Source organism: Arthrobacter sp. B055-34 (assembly GCF_059090425.1).
The window spans coordinates 253,721-271,373 of the sequence record NZ_JBNHFQ010000001.1; the positions used below are offsets into that span (position 1 = coordinate 253,721).

General features: G+C 65.7%; 15 protein-coding genes. 7 read left to right on the forward strand and 8 right to left on the reverse strand.

Going from position 1 to position 17,653, the window contains the following annotated elements; genetic code table 11:
* Positions 1–23: 23 nt before the first annotated feature.
* Together AC5RWO_RS01070 and nirD are read right to left on the reverse strand one after the other, a co-directional pair.
* A complete protein-coding gene (locus tag AC5RWO_RS01070; protein ID WP_498728707.1) occupies positions 24–950 on the reverse strand; it encodes a sirohydrochlorin chelatase in 927 nt (308 codons plus the stop codon).
* Positions 947–1,369, reverse strand: a complete 423-nt coding sequence (gene nirD / locus AC5RWO_RS01075; RefSeq protein WP_498728708.1) for a nitrite reductase small subunit NirD — start codon at positions 1,367–1,369, stop codon at positions 947–949. The genes AC5RWO_RS01070 and nirD overlap by 4 nt, the downstream gene beginning before the upstream one ends.
* Positions 1,370–1,767: 398 nt before the next feature.
* Here nirD and nirB point away from each other — a divergent pair, with 398 nt between their 5' ends.
* The 4 genes from nirB (at position 1,768) to AC5RWO_RS01095 (ending at position 8,156) form a co-directional block, all read left to right on the forward strand.
* Positions 1,768–4,536 carry a nitrite reductase large subunit NirB gene (gene nirB / locus AC5RWO_RS01080; protein WP_498728710.1) on the forward strand — a complete coding sequence of 923 codons (2,769 nt, stop codon included), beginning with the start codon at positions 1,768–1,770 and terminating at the stop codon, positions 4,534–4,536.
* A 34-nt stretch (positions 4,537–4,570) separates the two neighbouring features.
* On the forward strand, positions 4,571–5,596 hold the full coding sequence (gene cobA / locus AC5RWO_RS01085; RefSeq protein ID WP_498728711.1) for a uroporphyrinogen-III C-methyltransferase: 1,026 nt from the start codon (positions 4,571–4,573) through the stop codon (positions 5,594–5,596).
* On the forward strand, positions 5,596–6,810 hold the full coding sequence (locus tag AC5RWO_RS01090; RefSeq protein ID WP_498728713.1) for a uroporphyrinogen-III synthase: 1,215 nt from the start codon (positions 5,596–5,598) through the stop codon (positions 6,808–6,810). The genes cobA and AC5RWO_RS01090 overlap by 1 nt, the downstream gene beginning before the upstream one ends.
* Before the next feature lie 365 nt (positions 6,811–7,175).
* Positions 7,176–8,156, forward strand: coding sequence for a type IV toxin-antitoxin system AbiEi family antitoxin domain-containing protein (locus AC5RWO_RS01095; RefSeq protein WP_498728714.1), 981 nt, complete (start codon positions 7,176–7,178; stop codon positions 8,154–8,156).
* On the opposite strand, the gene AC5RWO_RS01100 is transcribed toward AC5RWO_RS01095, so the two are convergent.
* Together AC5RWO_RS01100 and AC5RWO_RS01105 are read right to left on the reverse strand one after the other, a co-directional pair.
* Positions 8,153–8,491 (reverse strand): hypothetical protein, encoded by a 339-nt coding sequence (locus AC5RWO_RS01100; protein WP_498728715.1) that lies wholly within the window; start codon positions 8,489–8,491, stop codon positions 8,153–8,155. The two genes, AC5RWO_RS01095 and AC5RWO_RS01100, sit on opposite strands and share 4 nt — an antisense overlap.
* Before the next feature lie 143 nt (positions 8,492–8,634).
* Positions 8,635–10,098, reverse strand: coding sequence for an aldehyde dehydrogenase family protein (locus AC5RWO_RS01105; protein WP_498728716.1), 1,464 nt, complete (start codon positions 10,096–10,098; stop codon positions 8,635–8,637).
* Between the two features lie 257 nt (positions 10,099–10,355).
* Here AC5RWO_RS01105 and AC5RWO_RS01110 point away from each other — a divergent pair, with 257 nt between their 5' ends.
* The 3 genes from AC5RWO_RS01110 to AC5RWO_RS01120 all read left to right on the forward strand — a co-directional run bounded on the left by AC5RWO_RS01110 (position 10,356) and on the right by AC5RWO_RS01120 (position 12,482).
* Positions 10,356–11,141: a VOC family protein gene (locus tag AC5RWO_RS01110; RefSeq protein ID WP_498728718.1), complete on the forward strand. Its 786-nt coding sequence runs from the start codon at positions 10,356–10,358 to the stop codon at positions 11,139–11,141.
* 149 nt (positions 11,142–11,290) lie between these two features.
* On the forward strand, positions 11,291–12,127 hold the full coding sequence (locus AC5RWO_RS01115) for a hypothetical protein (RefSeq protein ID WP_498728720.1): 837 nt from the start codon (positions 11,291–11,293) through the stop codon (positions 12,125–12,127).
* A gap of 133 nt (positions 12,128–12,260) precedes the next feature.
* Complete coding sequence (locus AC5RWO_RS01120) at positions 12,261–12,482, forward strand: hypothetical protein (protein ID WP_498728721.1); 222 nt, start codon at positions 12,261–12,263, stop codon at positions 12,480–12,482.
* Between the two features lie 10 nt (positions 12,483–12,492).
* Here AC5RWO_RS01120 and AC5RWO_RS01125 read toward each other — a convergent pair whose 3' ends face one another.
* The 4 genes from AC5RWO_RS01125 to AC5RWO_RS01140 all read right to left on the reverse strand — a co-directional run bounded on the left by AC5RWO_RS01125 (position 12,493) and on the right by AC5RWO_RS01140 (position 17,608).
* Positions 12,493–13,401, reverse strand: a complete 909-nt coding sequence (locus tag AC5RWO_RS01125; RefSeq protein WP_498728723.1) for a formate/nitrite transporter family protein — start codon at positions 13,399–13,401, stop codon at positions 12,493–12,495.
* Between the two features lie 127 nt (positions 13,402–13,528).
* A complete protein-coding gene (locus AC5RWO_RS01130) occupies positions 13,529–14,326 on the reverse strand; it encodes a class I SAM-dependent methyltransferase (protein ID WP_498728725.1) in 798 nt (265 codons plus the stop codon).
* 9 nt (positions 14,327–14,335) lie between these two features.
* The gene (locus AC5RWO_RS01135) at positions 14,336–15,871 is read right to left on the reverse strand and encodes a putative bifunctional diguanylate cyclase/phosphodiesterase (RefSeq protein ID WP_498728727.1); all 1,536 of its coding nucleotides are present in this window, start codon (positions 15,869–15,871) and stop codon (positions 14,336–14,338) included.
* Between the two features lie 81 nt (positions 15,872–15,952).
* Positions 15,953–17,608 (reverse strand): ATP-binding protein, encoded by a 1,656-nt coding sequence (locus AC5RWO_RS01140; protein WP_498728729.1) that lies wholly within the window; start codon positions 17,606–17,608, stop codon positions 15,953–15,955.
* Positions 17,609–17,653: the final 45 nt, after the last annotated feature.

A 17,653-nucleotide genomic window follows, 5' to 3' on the forward strand; every position in this document is an offset into this window, starting at 1 on the left:
ACGTGGCCGGCCTCTGGACGAACTCAGCCGCGGGCAAACCTGTCCAGCACCAGGTTGACCAGCTCGGCGGGCGGCTCCCGATCCGCCACCAGCAGCGGTTCCGTGACGATGTCGGCTCCGCAGCCGGGGGCCAGCGAGGCGAAATACCCCGGGGCCAGCAGGTAGGTTGCCACCACCACGCGGGCGTTCCTGCCCGCGAAGCGCCGCTGGGCGATCCCTGCCCTGCCGGCGGAGACGGCTGCCTTGAGTTCGGGCTGTGCGGCGGAGATGTAGCCGGTGGCCACCTTCATGCCGAGGTACTTCCCCAGCATGCGTGCCATGGTTTCGCAATCGGCCACGGCCCGGGCATCGGTGGAGCCGGCCGCACCGAGGATGACGACGTCGCCGCGGCGCAGACCGGCTTCCTGCAACCGGCGGGCCAAGACCTTGACCAGCCGCTGGTCCGGGCCGAGGGCACGGGCCACCGAAGCGCCGTCGTGCTCCGCGGCGGCCTCGGCCAGGTCAACATGGACGTGGTAGCCAGCGGAAAGCAGCAGCGGCACGATCCGTGTTTGTCCACCAGATACGGCGCGCTCCGCCGCTCCGGCCTCCCGACGCAGCTCCTTCAGCCGGCCCAAAACGGTGGGGACGTTGGGCTGCTGCACGTCCACGAACGCCTCCGCCACGTTCAGGTCCGGCCGGCGCCTGGCCACGGCGCGGACCAGGTTGCCGATGGCTGTTTGCCCCGCGGGCGAACTGGTGCCGTGGGACGCCGCCACCAGCGAAGTCGCGGCGTGAACATTCACCATGCCGCCCCACGGTTCACAGATCAGATCGTCGGGCATCTTGGAATAATCGGGCGCCGGCAGCGGAATCCGCCTCGGCCGCCTGGGCATGAGTCGCGCGTTCAGCGTCGGTTCGGTCGCGGAGCCTCCAAAGCGCGTGCTGGTACGTGCGGCGGTGGCACTCATGCGGCGATTCCGACGGTGGTGCCGGCCGGCAGTCCAACGGTGACCATGCCATCGCACAGCCGGACGGGGTAGATGTGCAGGGACAAGACCGGATCGGTGAAGCACTCCCCCGTCGCCAAGTCGTACACCTCTTTATGCAGGGGTGACGCGAGCGTCCGGTGCCAGCCCTTGTTGCCGACGATGCCCCGGGCCATGACCTGGGCGCCCGTGGTCGGGTCGCGGTGGGAAACCGCGTAGACCTCGCTGGGGGAGACCTTGATCAGGGCCACCTGTTCGCCGTCGATCAGCGCAGCCTCGCCCCAGGCAACTTCCAGATCGGCAACCCGGCAAACGGTGTGCCAGTCGAGGGCGTCGGCGGCAGGGGCATCAAGGCGCATGTCGGAAGCAGGAACCATCTCGGGAGCAGTAAGTACGGTCATCATGAACCCCGTTCGGTGTTGGATCGGTTGTCGATGGCTACTACGCTACGAAGCCCGTGTTTCATTCGGCCCTCGGCCCTGTTTCGGCTTCGTAAAACGCTTCTCACGGCACCGGCACCCCACCTGTGATGCGCCGGCCCAGCCCGGCCGAACGGTCAATCCGAGCGCAACGCAACGCCCCTCCGTCGTATGTTTCGGGCAGATTTCAGATTCTTCACGCCCAACCCCGGAAATGGCCAGGGAAAAGTCAACTGCGGGAAACAGTAGGGAAATTAGGGCGCAACGGCGGGCTCCTAGGCTGGAACGCAACGCTCCGGGACCTGCGGTTCGCAACACTCAAGTAATCCGCGACTCTCAGGCCGGCGCCAGGAAACTGCACCCTAACCAGAGGTAGGCCCATGAACCAGTTGGAATCCACTGCATCGCGCCGGATTGTGGTCATCGGCGGCGGCCCCGCTGCGCACCGCTTCGTCGAGGCCATGTGCGCCCGGAACGCCGTAGCCGCCGGACGAACGGCCATCACCGTGCTGACCGAGGAAGTCTATCTGCCGTACGACCGCGTGGCGCTGAGTAAGGCGCTGACTGAGACGGACGTGAACCTCACACTGGGCGAAAAAGGACTCTGGGAGAACGACGGCGTCACCTTGGTTACCGGGGCACGTGCAGTGGATCTGGACCTCGCCGCCAAAGACGTCATCACGGAGGGCGGCGGCCGCTACCCGTACGACGAGCTGGTGCTGGCCACCGGATCCAACGCCGCCACCCTGCCCATCCCGGGCAGCGAGCACACCAGTGTCTACCGCACACTCGAGGATGTCCGGGGCATCAATCAACAGGTCGCCGAACTGACCGCGAAGCACGGCCGCACCATCAACGCGGTGACGATCGGCGGCGGGCTGCTGGGGCTGGAGGCCGCGGCCGGGCTGCAGAGCCTCGGCGCCCATCCGGTTATTATCGACGGCGGCAAGTGGCTGATGGGCACCCAGCTGGACGAGGGCGCGGGCCAGGCCATGGGCCGGCTCGTCGCCGAAAAGGGCCTGGAGGTTCACGGCGGCGTCTTCCCCAAAGCCGTCCTGGCCGAGCCGGACCCGGATGGCGAACCGGTAGTCACCGGCGTCGAAATGGCCGACGGACGGATCATCCCGGCGGACATGGTGGTGGTGTCCATCGGCGTCCGGCCACGCGACGAACTGGCGCGCACCATCAACAACCGTGCCAAGGCCGAAGCCGAGGCGGCTGCCAGCCGGGCCGCCGGCATGCCGGTGGAGCTGGGCGATGAGGACTTCGTCCCCGTCTTCCGAATGGGCGCCCGCGGCGGCATCGTGATCGACGAAACCTGCGCCACCGACGTCGAGAATATCTGGGCCGTGGGCGAGGTCGCCAACTTCGGCGGCCTGTGTGTAGGACTGGTGGCGCCGGCGAACTCCATGGCGGAGATCGTCGCGGACCGGCTGTCCGGCGGGCAGGCTACCTTCACGGGCTTCGATACGGCCACCAAGCTCAAGCTTTCCGGCGTGGATGTGGCCAGCTTCGGCGACGCGTTCGCCAAAACAGAGCACTCGCTGGAAATCGTCTATGCGGATCCGGCCCGTGGTGTCTATCAGAAGATCGTCACCACGGACGATGCCAAGACCCTGCTCGGCGGCATCTTCGTCGGCGACGCCGCCCCGTACCAGAGCCTGCGCCCGTTGCTCGGCCGTGAGCTGCCAGCCGAACCCGGGGCGTACCTCTCCGCTGCCGGCGGCGGGGACGCCCCGGACACCGATCTGCCGGACGATGCGATCCTGTGCTCGTGCAACAACGTGGCGGCCGGCTCCATCCGGGACGCGGTCAGCGGCTGCGGCGCCTGCGAGGGCCAGGATCCGGTGCAGGACCTCGGCGGGCTGAAGGCCTGCACCCGCGCCGGCACCCAATGCGGCTCGTGCGTCCCGATGCTCAAGAAGTTGCTCGAAACCGAACTGACCAAGAGCGGCATCACCGTTTCCAAGGCCCTGTGCGAGCACTTCTCCCTCTCCCGCGCGGAGCTCTTCGAAGCCGTACGCGCCTTAGAGCTGACCAGTGCCGAGGAGATCTTCCTACGCTTCGGCATCCCGGTGGAGCTGGAGCTCGAAGACGGCACCACGGCGGCCCGTACCCCGCTGGGCTGCGACATCTGCAAGCCGGCCATCGGCTCTATCCTCGCATCGCAGTTGACCGAGTACCCGCTCGACGACGGCCGCGGCACGCTGCAGGACACCAACGACCGCGCGCTGGCCAACATGCAGAAGAACGGCACCTACTCCGTGGTCCCGCGCATCCCGGGCGGCGAAATCACCCCCGAGAAGCTCGGCGTGATTGCCCGCGTGGCGGAGAAGTACGGACTCTACACCAAGATCACCGGTGCCCTGCGGATCGATATGTTCGGCGCCCGACTGGAGCAGCTGCCGGAGATCTGGAAGGAACTGGTGGAGGCCGGTTTCGAATCGGGCCAGGCGTACGGCAAAGCATTGCGCAATGTGAAGAGTTGTGTCGGCTCCACCTGGTGCCGTTTCGGGGTCCAGGACTCGGTGGCGATGGGCATCCGGATGGAGCTGCGCTACCGCGGGCTGCGTGCCCCGCACAAGTTCAAGATGGGTGTTTCCGGCTGCGCCCGGGAGTGCGCCGAGGCCCGGGGCAAGGACGTCGGCGTGATCGCCACGGCGGACGGTTGGAACCTGTATGTAGGCGGAAACGGCGGGGCCAACCCGGCCCACGCCCAGCTGCTGGCCAAGGATCTGGACGACGAAACCCTGGTCAAGTACATCGACCGCTACCTGATGTACTACATCCGCACGGCGGACCGGCTGCAGCGCACGGCCCGCTGGGTCGAAGACTTGGACGGCGGGATCGAACATGTCAAGGACGTCGTCATCAATGACGTCCTTGAGATCGCCGATGACCTCGAGGCAGCAATGGCACGTCACGTTGATAACTACGAGGATGAGTGGGCCGCTACGCTGAAAAACCCGGACCGGCTGCGGCGTTTTCGCTCGTTTGTGAACGCGCCGGATCAGCAGGATAACTCGATCGCCAACGTCAGCGAGCGCGGCATGATCCGCCCCGCAACGGAGGACGAACGTGCCGCTGCAGCCGCCGGCGAGGGCCCGGTGTTGCTCGGCTCCTCGATCCCTGTCCGCACCGCCCAGTAACCCTGTCCACGCCCGCCCCTGAAGGAGAAGCCTTATGTTCACGAATACGGATCTGACCGGCTACACGGTCCTCGTCACCGGCGCTCCCGAGGCTGCGCGGCGTGCCGTCCGCCGGTACCGTGCTGCCGGCGCGACCGTCCGCACCCTGTCCTCCCCTGCTGCGTACAAGCCGGAAATGCTCGACGGCGTAGCCCTGGTGGTGGCGATTGACGACGGCGACCCCCGCTGGTCGGCGTTGCCGGAAACCTGCCGCAGGCGGGGACTGCTGGTATCCCGGGAGGAACCCGCAGCACCCGGCGGCCAGGTCACCCTGGTCGGCGGCGGTCCCGGTGCCGAGGACCTGCTGACGGTGCGGGCACGGCAGGTACTGCAGGAGGCCGACGTCGTCTTCTTTGACCGGCTGGCCCCGCACCGGAACCTGGCCGAGTACGCACCGGGTGCCGAGCTGATCGACGTCGGCAAGCGCCCCGGGCACCACAAAGTCACGCAGGCCGAGATCGAACGGCTGATGATCCAGTCCGCGCAGGAGGGCAACAATGTGGTCCGGCTCAAGGGCGGGGACCCGTATGTCTTTGGCCGCGGCGGCGAGGAAGTCATCAGCTGCGCCAAGGCCGGCGTCCCGGTCAGCGTGGTCCCCGGTATCACCAGCGCCATCTCGGTCCCGGCCGCCGCCGGCATCCCGGTGACACACCGCGAAGTCAGCCACCTGTTCACCGTGGTTTCCGGGCACGCCCCGCTGACCAATGCCGAATACGAACACCTCGCCGGTCTCGGCGGGACCGTTGTGGTCCTGATGGGTGTCGGCACGCTCCCCCAGCTCACTGCCGGGCTGCGCCGCGCCGGGATGAAGGCGGACATGCCGGTGGCAATCGTCGAGAGAGGCTACAGCGACTCGCAGCGGACCACCGTCTCCACGCTGACCGGCGTCGTCACCGCCGCCGGTGCAGCCGGAGTGAAACCGCCCGCCATCCTGGTCATCGGCGAGGTAGTCCGGCTGGCCAACGGCTGCGAAAAGACCGCCGGCAAACTGGCCGAGCTCGCCGGCACACTGGGAGCATGATGAGCACCCCCGCCGCTGTCCCCGCTCCCGCTCCCGCTCCCGCTCCCGCTCCCGCTCCCGGCCAGGACCTCACCCGTGCCCCGCACCAGGAACTCCGAAACCTGGCCGAGCTCCCGAACGCGGACGCCCTGGCCGGCTTCCGCGTCGGCGTCACCTCGGACCGCCGTGCCGAGGACCTCATCTCGGCGCTGGAACGCCGCGGCGCCCAGGTCCTGCATGCTCCCGCACTGCGGATCGCCCCGGTGGAGGAAGACCACCTGCTGATGCAGGACACCGCCGCCATCCTCGGCGCCCGCCCGGACATCACCCTGATTACCACTGCCTATGGCATGCGCCGCTGGTGCGAGGCCGCGGACGCCCACGGTCTGGGCGAAGACCTGATGGACATCCTCGCGGCGTCGCGGATCTTCGTCCGTGGTCCCAAAGCGCGCGGCGCGGTCCGGGCCGCAGGACTGGACGACGCCGGCATCAGCCACGACGAGCGCACCGCCACGATGGTGGACATGCTCCTGGCAGAAGGGGTGGAAGGGCTGACCGTCGCTATCCAGCTGCACGGTTACACGGATGCCGAGCAGCTTGCCCGGCTGCGCGGCGCCGGCGCCACCGTCCTGACTGTGACCCCCTACCGCTGGATCAAGCCGGAGGGTGCAGAGGGCAAGGTGGGACGGCTGATCGAGGCGGTCATCACCCGGCAACTGGACGTGGTCACCTTTACCAGCGCGCCGGCGGTGGACGCCCTATGGAGCACCGCGCACGAGCTGGGTCTCTTCGACGCGCTCGTCACTGCTTTCAAGTACGACGTCGTTGGCGCCGCGGTGGGGCCGGTCACCGCCAAACCGCTGGAGGATGCCGGTGTCCGGCCCATCATGCCGGAGCGGTACCGCATGGGCGCGCTCATCCGGCTGGTGGTGGAGCACCTGTCCGGGAACCAGATCCAGCGCTTCAACACCGCCCTTGGCGAGCTGGAGATCCGCGGCCGCTCGGTCATTCTGCGTGGCGAACGGGTGGACCTGTCCCCCACACCCCTGGCGATCTTCCGCGCGCTGGCCACCGCCGGGGGAGCAGTCCTGCCCCGCGAGGCCTTGCTGGAGTGCCTGCCTGACGCCCCCGGCGAACACGCACTCGACATGGCAGTCAGCAGACTCCGCCAGGCACTGCCCGACGCGTCGCTGGTGGCCACAGTCATCAAGCGCGGCTACCGCCTGAACGTCTAGCCCGTGCCCCCAGCGACCTCGGTTGAACCACTGCGTCGGGCCTCACGGCCGCCGTTACAGGCACGGGGCCTCGTATGACGCACCGAAATGCGCTGTGTACCGTCCTCGTTTGTGCGCGCTCTGCCAGATCGTCCCTCCCGGCCAGGCAGCCCTCGTTGGAAGCCACGATCTCGCGGCTAAGGAACGATCTCGTGCATACAAGTTCCCATTCAAGGGACCCCGACGGAATTAGCACACGCATCGGACCGGCGGTGCGCGTCACCGGGGCCTGCACCTGGCCTCCACAAAGGCACAAGCGCTTCTCCACTTCCACATTTGGTCCCTGCATGCGTAGCCTCGGTGCCCGTGCTTCCCAGACTGGAGGAATGGACCGTGACTTGCTCAAGATGAAAGCACTCGATGTCTGGCCTTCTTCTCTCGTGGCCACTACCGCCCAATTGGCGGAGCTGGGTCTCAGCACCGCCTTCCTGGCCGCGGCCGTTCGGCATAACGTGCTCGTGCGGATACGCAGAGGCGCCTACATTCCGCTGGACGTCTGGAGGGACAGCCTGCCGGACCAGCGGGACTTATTCCGGATCCAAGCACATTTGCTGGCAGCTCGGCATGGCGGCATCTACAGCCATGTGACAGCTGCCCGGCTCCACGGCCTCCACACCTGGGGCGTCTCCTCGGAGGTGCACATAACTCTCGACTTTTCCTGGACGAGGTCATCACAGAGCAGGGATACTCTGGCCCATACATTGAAGCTAGACGCCGACGAGGTGACATGGATCGAAGGCCCCGGTGGGAATCTGTTTCCGGTGACCACGCTGGAACGAACAGTAGTTGACTGTGCCCGCACACTGAACCTTCATCAGGCTGCGGTCATCGGTGATAATGCGCTCCACCGCGGAGCATCCCTAACCCGGATGCGCGAGCTTGTGCAAGCGAACGCAGGTAAGCGCGGCATCAAAAAGGCGGGTCGAGTCCTCAGCCTCCTGGATGGCCGCTCCGAATCACCAGGCGAAACGCGCACTCGTCTGCTTCTAGGTACTTTCGGCATTCCGATGCCTGAACCGCAGGTACGGGTTTCAACAAGACACGGTGATCATAGGCTGGACTTCGCATGGAAGGACATCATGCTCGCTCTTGAATTCGATGGCCGAATCAAGTACTTCGATTACGCCCCGACCGACCAAGTACTTCTTGAAGAGCGGAAACGCGAGAACGCTTTAACCGAGATTCATTGGAACTTCTGCCGCGTGTATTGGCCGGACTTTTCAGATCCCGAAGGGCTGAAAGCCCGGCTCATAAAAGCGATGAAACTCGCTTCGGCCCGCACTGCAGCGCTCCAGCAGGCTCGCTAGCCGCAGCTGGAGAGCTTGCCGGTAGTTTCTATGCCCGGACCGTTCTGGGAACTCAGAGCGATGCCGACCACCGTGGCGGTGATGTCTTCCAACGCCGTCTGCATAAAAGCCAGGGAGCGCATGTTCTCGGCCCGCTGCTCCTTCGGCGCGTCCTGGGAAGACTTCAGCCAGGTGTACCGGGTGACCTTGCCGTCGAGCTCTGCCAGCAGGGTTTGGATTTCCTGCAGGAGGCATTCGCCGTGCGCGCCCAGAAATTCGCCAAGCTCCAACGTGCTGTCGGAGGGCCTCGTGGCCACCGACGCGTCGGTACGTAGCATCGCCACCTCATGCGGCATTTTGTCCCCTTTCCAGGGAGTCTCGGTTCACTATCCTCATAGTGACAACAGACACATACGATACCTTGTCGGACAGGTTGATGGAAGGATTTACCGATCATTCGTTTCACTTGTTATCTAACCGCAAGAAGACGTATCTGCCGCTAGAACGGGTACTGCGCGTGGCCGTACTGCTGGATGGTCACCCAGCGCAGCTCGCTGAACGAATCGATCCCGGCCTGCCCGCCGAACTTGCCGTAGCCGGAGTTCTGCACCCCGCCGAACGGCGCCATCGGCTCGTCCGCCACCGGCTGGTCATTCACATGGACAATCCCGGTACGCAGCCGCTGCGCCACCTTCAGTCCCTCGTGGATGTTCTCGGTGATCACGCCCGCGGTCAGGCCGTACTTGGTGTCATTGGACAGCTCGACTGCATGCTCCGGGCCGTCGGCCTCCAGCACGGTAGTCGCCGAGCCGAAGATCTCGTCGTGGTAGATCTTCATATCCGGCGTCGTCCCGGTCAGCACGGTCGCGGGAACCAACGAGTTTTCCAGCTTGTGGCCGCCGGCCACCGCGGTAGCACCCTTGGCCAGCGCGTCGTCGATCAGGCTGTACTGGCGCTGCGCGGACTTCGCGTTGACCGCCGGCCCGATCACCGTTTCCGGGTCGGTCGGATCACCGGTCGGCAGCCCGGACACCTTCGCCGCGAAGCGTTCGGTGAACTCGGCTGCCAGACTCTTGTCCACCACCACCCGGTCCACCGACATGCAGATCTGCCCGGCATTCATGAAGGACCCGAAGGCCGCCGCGTTCACCGCATAGTCCAGGTCGGCGTCCTTGAGCACCACCAGGCTGTTCTTCCCGCCGAGCTCCAGGACGGCCGGCTTCAGGTGCTCGGCCGCCTGCATGCCGATCTTCCGGCCCACGGCAGTGGAACCGGTGAAGTTCACACAGCGGACGCGCTCGTCGGCGATCATGGTGCTCACGACGTCGGCCGCATCCTCGGGCGCATTGGTCACCACATTCAGCACACCGTCCGGGATCCCGGCGTCAAGCAGCGCGTCGGCCAGGAACAGACCGCAGGACAGCGGGGCGTCCTCGCTTGGTTTCAGGACGGCTGTGTTTCCCACCGCCAGCGGAACCGCGATCGCCCGGATGCCCAGGATGAACGGCGCGTTCCACGGCGACATGGCGCCAACCACGCCGAACGGTTGCCGGACCGCCAAGGAGTACACGCCGGGCATATCCGTGGCGAGAACATCGCCCTGCGGTGCCGTGGTTGCCGCCGCCGCTTCACGCAGGATGTTCGCGGCCAGGCCAATGTTGAACAGGGCCCAGCTCCGCACGCCGCCCACTTCGCCAGCCATCAGGGAGACGCCGTCTTCGGCCCGTTCCTCGAGGATGTCGGCCGCCCGCAGGAAGATTTTCCGCCGTGCGCTGGGCGCCATGCCCGCCCATTGATCGAAGGCGCCGGCGGCCGCGTCGACAGCACGGGTCATGTCCTCGGCACCGGCGGCAGCGACCGTGGCATAGGGCTGGCCGGTGTAGGGGTTGATGTCCTCGGTGGTCTTGCCGGATGCTGCGGCAACGTGCTTTCCGCCGATAATCAGGTCACGCTGAATTGCCATGATGTGCCTCCCTGTCCGGCAGGCGCCCGCTCTTCGCGCCCACGCACTGCGACACGCACAGCCGCGCCTGCATTGAAAAATAAGGTTACTTCCCTTGCTACCACGCACGACGGCGGAAAGATAGGTGCGCGTCTACCCCGCCTTTTACGCTTCCCGGGCAAGCGGCAGACGGTGTCCTCCTCCGGCCCATCCTGTCCGTGCGCGAGGTTAGACTGGCCGGGAACTGCAACATCAGCCGCCCGAACACAGGAGCAGCCATGAGCACAGTCGAAAAGTTTCCGCAGGGCGCCCCGGCCTGGGTCGACCTGCAGTCGCCGGATCCGGAGGCGTCCAAGGCGTTCTACGCTGGCCTGTTCGGCTGGCAGTACACGGACAGCACCAGTTCAGCCCAGGGCAGTTACGCCACGGCCACGATCGGCGGCGTTCCCGTCGCCGCGATCGCCGGGCAGACCACGGAGGCGGTGGAAGCGGGGGTGCCCACCGCCTGGAACACCTACTTTGCCGTCGATGACCTTGATGCCACGCTGGAGAAAGTGATCCCGGCCGGCGGCCTGGTCGTCATGCCCGCCACGGACGTGTCCGGGTCCGGCCGCATGGCCGCCATCGAGGACGGGGTCGGGACGCCGCTACTGCTGTGGGAGTCCGGGCAGCACACCGGCGCCGGACTGATCAACGAGCCAGGCACCATCGTCTGGCATGAACTGGCAGCGGACAACTGGGACCACGCCGTGCCGTTCTACCTCGCCGTGCTCGGCGGCGAGGCACACGAGGAGCAGGTTGACGGCGGCACTTTCACCATGCTCAAGGCCGCAGGGATGTACGTGGCAGGCTTCAAGGAGCCCGAGACCGAGGACAGGTCGCCGCGCTGGGAGGTCTACTTCGGCACCGAAGACGCGGACGCCGCCGTCGTTATTACGCAGAAGGGCGGCGGGACGGTCCTGCGAGAACCGGTAGATATTCCGGGCGTGGGGCGGATAGCCATGTTGCAGGATCCGCACGGTGCCATTTTCTGGGTGCTGCAGGAGCCGGCAGTGGAGGGCTGACCCGGAATACTCAATACCGGGCCCCCATAATTGGGGCGTTGACCCGGGTACGCGGTGCATCGATTATGGAGTCCCATCCATAATCATTCGCGGGCAGTTCCTCCAGCGGGGCAGTAGGGCCTTGCCCGTCACTCGAGAAGGACCTCGATGTGAAGCGCCTAACTACTGCCCTGCTTTGCAGTGCCCTCACAGCCTCAGTGATGCTTCCCGCGGCGCCGGCTACAGCCGCCCTGCCCGCCACGTCGGTGGTGGCCGTCGGAAGTTCGAATTCGAAGGCCTTGTTCAGCAACGCGGGCGGTTACGTCGCATCCTATAAACGCTTCTCGCAGCGGTACATCCTGAGGAACATCAAGACCAACCGGACGGGCGTGCTGCAGGAATCGCGCAATGGCAAGTGGATCACGTTGCAGAAGCTGACGTGGAAGAAGCAGGCCGGGAAGGCCACCTCCACCGCAGTCACGGTCCGGACCACCCACACCGCGGCCACCGTGAAGAAGAAGTACCGACTGGTGGTCAACGCCAGCGGCAAGGAAGCCCGGTGGGAATCCAAGCACGTCACGCTGCGGCACGAGAACCCCAGGTCGTACAAGGGCTATAAGAAGACCGTCTACAACCAGGTCAAAAAATACTGCCCCAACGTGATCATCCTGGAAGAGGACCGGCTGCGCAGCTACACCTACAGCACCTCGCTGCGGATGAATGTCGCCCGCCGGCCCGCGGGGAACCTGCTGAAATATGCGGCCCTGCATGAATGCGCGCACATCCGCGAGTTCAGCCTCTACCCGCCGTCGCAGCAGGGAACGCTGCGGGCCAAACTGAACAAGATCTACAAAACCACCGGTACCGGCGGGATAGAACAGGCAGCGGACTGCATGGCTTTCCGGATGGGCGTGAACAGCAAACTCATCTTCGGCACCTACACCAAGAACTGCGCCGGTGCGCGGGGAACAGCGGCGGCCAAGCTCCTGGCCGGCAAAAAGCTCTGACTCCGGGTGCGCCGGGCCGACACCGCGTGGAGCCCCGGGAGCACCCGGCCGCGAACGGCCCGGAGTCAGAGACCACTTCTCCTTCAATGCACACGCCCTTTTGCCGGCGTAACGAATGTGGAACTATGCGCACATGAACGAAAACGAACCGAAACCCTCCGGCCACGGCAGGCATGACCAGAGCGCTTCTGCCGGGCCGGCCCAACCGGGCGCCGCCTTGCCCGTTGATGACCCAAGGGCCGTGGCGAAGCGGCGGCGCGAGGCCGAGGAAAAGCTCGAACAGCACCAACAAGAAGCCAAGGAAGAGGCGCGGGAAGCCGGGCACAATGCCGGGCACGACGATCGTCCGGGTTAGCGCAGCCGCGTCAGCGTTGGGCCGGCGCGGCCTGGGCGGACGCCACTGTCTCCAGTTCGTGTTCCAGTTGCAGTTGCAGTTGCTCCGCCAGTTCGTTCCCCCACTCCTCATGCTGCTCCGGCCACGGCCCCGCAGCAGGGGTTTTCAGGTGTGCGAGGTAGAGCGCGAACCCGGTCAGCAGCACGCCGCCGACGAAATTGCCCAGCAGCACAGGCCCCTGGTTCCACAGCCACCAGTCCCCCAGGCCCACATCGGCGCCCAGCATCATGCCCGCCGGGATCGCGAACATATTGACCACCGCGTGCTCAAAGCCCTGGGCGAAGAAGCACGTTATCGGCAGCCACATCGCCAGGATCTTGCCGCCGGTGGAGGTGGAGGTCAGCGCCAGCACCACCCCCAGCGTGACCATCCAGTTGCACAGGACGGCCTTGATGAACACGAGCGCAAACCCCGCTCCGCCCAGCTCGGCATACGCCAGCGTTTTCGCCTCCGCGAGATTAACCAGCGTGGCAACCATCGGATCGGCGTCGGAAGTCCCCATCCGGGTAATCACCGCGACGTAGGCCGCCGCATAACCCAGGCACCCGACCAGATGCCCAAGGATGACCACGGCGTAATTGCGCAGCATATCCGCCAGGCAAGCCTGCTTCCGGTAAACGGCCAGCGGGATGAGCGCGAAGGCGCCGGTAACCAGTTCCAGGCCGAGAACCACGATGATCACAAAGCCCAGCGGGAAGATGATCGCGCCGACAATTCCGGTGGTCTGTCCGGCCGCAGCAAGGGCCATCGTGGTGGCGCAAGCCAGGATCGCCCCGCCAAGAATGCCGCGCATCAGCAACTGCAAATTGCCCGCTTCCGCCTTGGCCTTGCCCGCCGCGACGGCTGCCTCGACCACCTGTTCCGGTTTAACGTAGGACATGTTTCCTCCGGCTGCTCGTTGATTCGAAGCAACGCTACGGAAACCGTGTCCCGGCCGGATTGCGCCTCGATGTCGGCTCTGTAAATTGAGCCTCACCCGCATCGGCGGCGGCAGTGAGATCCAGGGCTCAGTTGGTCTGCAGGACGGCGAAATAGCCGGGAATCTGCTCTGTCACCGAGTCCTCCTTCATCGGCACCGCCTCGATGATGGCCGGACCGTCAACCAGCAGCTGCCACCTTGAGGCCGGAAACACTCCGGTCAGCTCCCTCTGGCCGAAGTGTCCGGGCATGGGCAGGCCCTCGATGGCGCGCCGCAGCGGATGCGGGATGCCGCGGCGGGTGGCACCGAGATGCCCCACGTACTGGAACCGGTTGCCTTGGAAGTTGGTTTCGGCGAGGAACACGCGGCCTTGCTCCCCCACCAGCGTGTGCAGGTTCGCCGCCAACCGCGCCTGTTCCTCCGGCTTGAGCACATGCAGCACGCCGCGGAGGAACACGTTCGCGGAACCGCCAAGCCGCTCGCGCAGCAGATGCCCGGCACCGTCGGCCACCGCGTCCATCGCCGCGAACTCCACATCGCGGATGCCTTCCGCTTCGGCCTCGGACTGGGCACGGCGGACGGCGCTGGCGGAAACGTCCACGCCCAGCACCTGCGGGAACAGGGTGGCCAGCCACCGCGTGTAGGTTCCGTTGCCGCAACCTACGTCGACCACCGGCAGCGCCGGATCAAAGTGCTCCTTGATCGGCGCGAGGTAGCTCAGGCGCTCGGACTCGGCGGCGGCGTCCCACAGGACCTCGCCGTCTTTGCCGGTGCGGGTGATGCCGGCCCAGTAGTTTTCCCACGCATGGTGCGGATTTTTGGGTACGCGGGAAGCCAGGCGGGCGAGCTTGGGGAGCAGCAGTACCGAGTCCCAGATTTTTGGCATGAAATTACCTTACGCAGACGGCAGGGGTGAATTGAGTAAAGCCACGGTTTCTTCCGCCGGGACAGGCCTGCCGAAGTAATAGCCCTGGCCAAAGCGGCAGCCCAGCCGGCGCAGCTGGGCAACCTGCTCCGCGGTCTCAATGCCCTCGACAATGGCCTGCAGCCCGGCCGACTCGATCAGTTGCAGGACGGCTGCCACGAAGGTCTGTTGGCCGGCGTCGTTGTCCATCCCCTCGATCAGGGACTGGTCCACTTTCACCGTGTCGGCGGGCAGTGACCGTAGGTAGCTGATGGAGGAATAGCCCGTGCCGAAGTCGTCGATCTGCAGTCCGACGCCGAGTCCGCGGATTTTTCCCAGCACCTGCGCCTCTTCGGTTTCCCGGGTCATCAGCACGGTCTCGGTGATCTCGAAAACCAGCCGCCCCGGGTCGATGCTATACCGCGCCAGCGACCCTGCGATGTCCTCCAGCAGGTCGTTCCGCAACAGCTCCGCTGCCGAGAGATTCAGGTGGAGCTTGAGCGGGGCAGGCAAGGGTTCGACGTCGTTCCAAGCCTTAAGCTGTTGCAGTGCCTCCTGCAGTACCCACCGGCCCAGATCCACGATGAGCCCGGTTTCCTCGGCCACCGGGATGAAGCTCTCCGGCATGATCATGCCGCGGGTCGGGTGCACCCAGCGGACCAGCGCCTCGATCCCGATGATCCTTCCGGTCGCCAGCTCCACCACCGGCTGGTAATACAGCGACAGTTCGCCGTTCTCGATGGCGTTGCGCAACTCGGCGGCTGTGCGCGAGCGCTGCTGGGTGGCATGGAGCATGGACGGGTGAAAGACCTGGACGTTGTTCCGGCCGCGCGATTTGGCCTCGTACATGGCGACGTCGGCATCGCGGAGCAAGGACGCGGCCGATGTCCCCTCGTCGCCGATGCTCACGCCGATGCTGGCCATCGCCCAGACAGAGACGGTGCCCACGGTGATGCTGCTTTGCAGCGCCCGCAGCGCACGGTCCGCAATTGCCCGGGCGTCCGACTCAGTGGCCTCGGGGATGAGGATGGCAAACTCGTCCCCGCCCAGCCGGGCCACTGTGTCTGTGTCCCGTACAGCCGAGCACAGCCGGCGGCCCACTTCCACCAGGACCTCGTCCCCGGCGCTGTGGCCGAGGCTGTCATTGATCGGCTTGAACGAGTCCAGGTCCAGCATCAGCACGGCCGGCGCACGCTTCCCGCCCTCGGCACCAGCCAACGCTTCCTGCGTCCGCTCACGCAGAGTTGCCCGGTTGGCCAAGCCGGTGAGCGCATCCGTCATCGCCATCCGCTGCAGCTCGTACTGCGCCTCGATCAGGGCCGCCGTCCGCTCCTCCACCCGCTGTTCCAGGTCGGAGTAGATGTAGTGGAGCTCCTCGGCCAGCAGGTTAACGCCGGTGATGACGGCGTCGATATCATCCCGTTTCTCGGACGGCTCGATCCTGGCGCTGAGATCGCCCGCGGCCAGCTTGACGACCCCCTCGACCAGCTGTTGCAGCCGCGGGTCCTCAGCGGGTGCGGAGTCCATGGGTTCCCTTCAAAATGGCAACGTTCATCACCAGTTTATGTGAAACCTTTACCTCCAGCTGCTATCTCAAGCGGTCGGCCATCAACGGCGCGCGGGCAGCTGGACGGAGACCGTGGTTCCTTCATGCAGCCGGGACGAAATGTGCAGTTCGCCGCCGTGCTGGTGCACCAGGTCCTGCACAATGGACAGCCCGAGTCCCGTGCCCTGGATGGCGGCGGCGGTGGCATTGGACGCACGGAAGAACCGGCCGTACAGTTTGGGCACCTCGTCGGCCGGGATGCCAATACCGGTGTCACGTACCTTGACGCAAGCCCGCGGGACCCCAGCGTCACTCCTGCTGCTGCTGATATCGACGGCGACGCTGCCGCCGGCGGGTGTGAACTTCACGGCATTCGAGATGATGTTCACAAACACCTGCTCCAGCTGTTCCTGGTCCGCGTCCACCTGGACGTCCGAAGCCGACTCCCGCAGGCTTAGATCAATTCGACCAGACGCTGCCGCAGGCGCCAGCGTGCTAATGACGGACTGCAGCAAAGAGGAAAGCTTAACCGGCTGGATGGACTGCTGGATGTTTCCGGCGTCACTTCTGGAGAGCGTGAGCACATCCTCGACGAGGTTGTTCAGCCGATGGGCATTACGATCCACGATCTCAAGCATTCTGGCAGTTTCGTGCGGAAGCTGGCCCACTTCGTCGTCCATGATCATGTCCAGGTAGCCGATGATCGAACTCAGCGGGGTCCGCAGTTCGTGGTTGACCGTGGCCACGAATTCGCTCTTGGCCTGGTCCAGTTCACGCACCCGGTCCAGCACCTGCCGCTGGGCGGTGATCAGCTGGCCCTGCACCAGGCCGTGGGCCAGGTTGCCGGCAACGTGCTGGATCAGCGACAGCTCGATCGGCGCCCATTCACGGGCGCTGGCTATCCCGGCGAGCCAGACCAGCCCGAAGGCTTTGCCGCCGTGGCCCAGCGGCACTAATACAGAGGTCTTGAGCCCGTCATTGCCGGCCGCTTTGCTCAAGGATCCACAATCGGGCAGCTCCGTGCCTTCGTGGTCCGGCACCGCCAGGACCGTCTCGTCCTCCCACAACATTGCTGCCATCCGCTCTGCCTCCTCCGTGGGCAGGGCCGGTGCTGAGGCGTTGATGCCGTCGCTGTCCCAGCCCATTTCCAGGGCCGGGACGCGTTCGTCGCCGAACGTACGAATCCAGCTGCGGTCAGCTCCGAAAGTCTCGCTCAGACCGGCGATCACCTGTTCGGCCATGAACTGCGGGTCGTTTGATGAACGAATCGCCGCCGAAATCGCCCGGGTGCGCTGGCGCAACTGTGCTGTGGACTCACGCCGGCGCTGCTGCCGCTTTGTCCGTCGCAGCAAACTGCGGATCCGCAGCACCAGTTCATGTTCCGGCGCAGGCCCTATCAGGAAATCGGCGACGTCCAGGGCCGCAATTTCCTCCGCGGACATACCCTCGCTGGCCAGCAGGATGACCGGCAGGTTTCCACCGGTTCCTTCCACAGCTTCGGACGACAGTCCGGCCAGCACGTCGGCACCGTTTCCGTCCGGGCCCACGGCAACGACGGCGACATCCGGTGCCGCTCCTGCCGCCCCGGTTCCATCCACCACCGAGATGCCCGCTGCACGCAGGGCCGCCGGGATGCCCGTCAGCGCGTCCGGACATCCCGCGACCAGTGCCAAAGGGGCAGGCTCGCCGCCGCCCGGTGAGTCCGCGGTAGATGTCATTCCAATATCTCACCACGTCTTTGGCGCTTGAACCTACCGGCACGC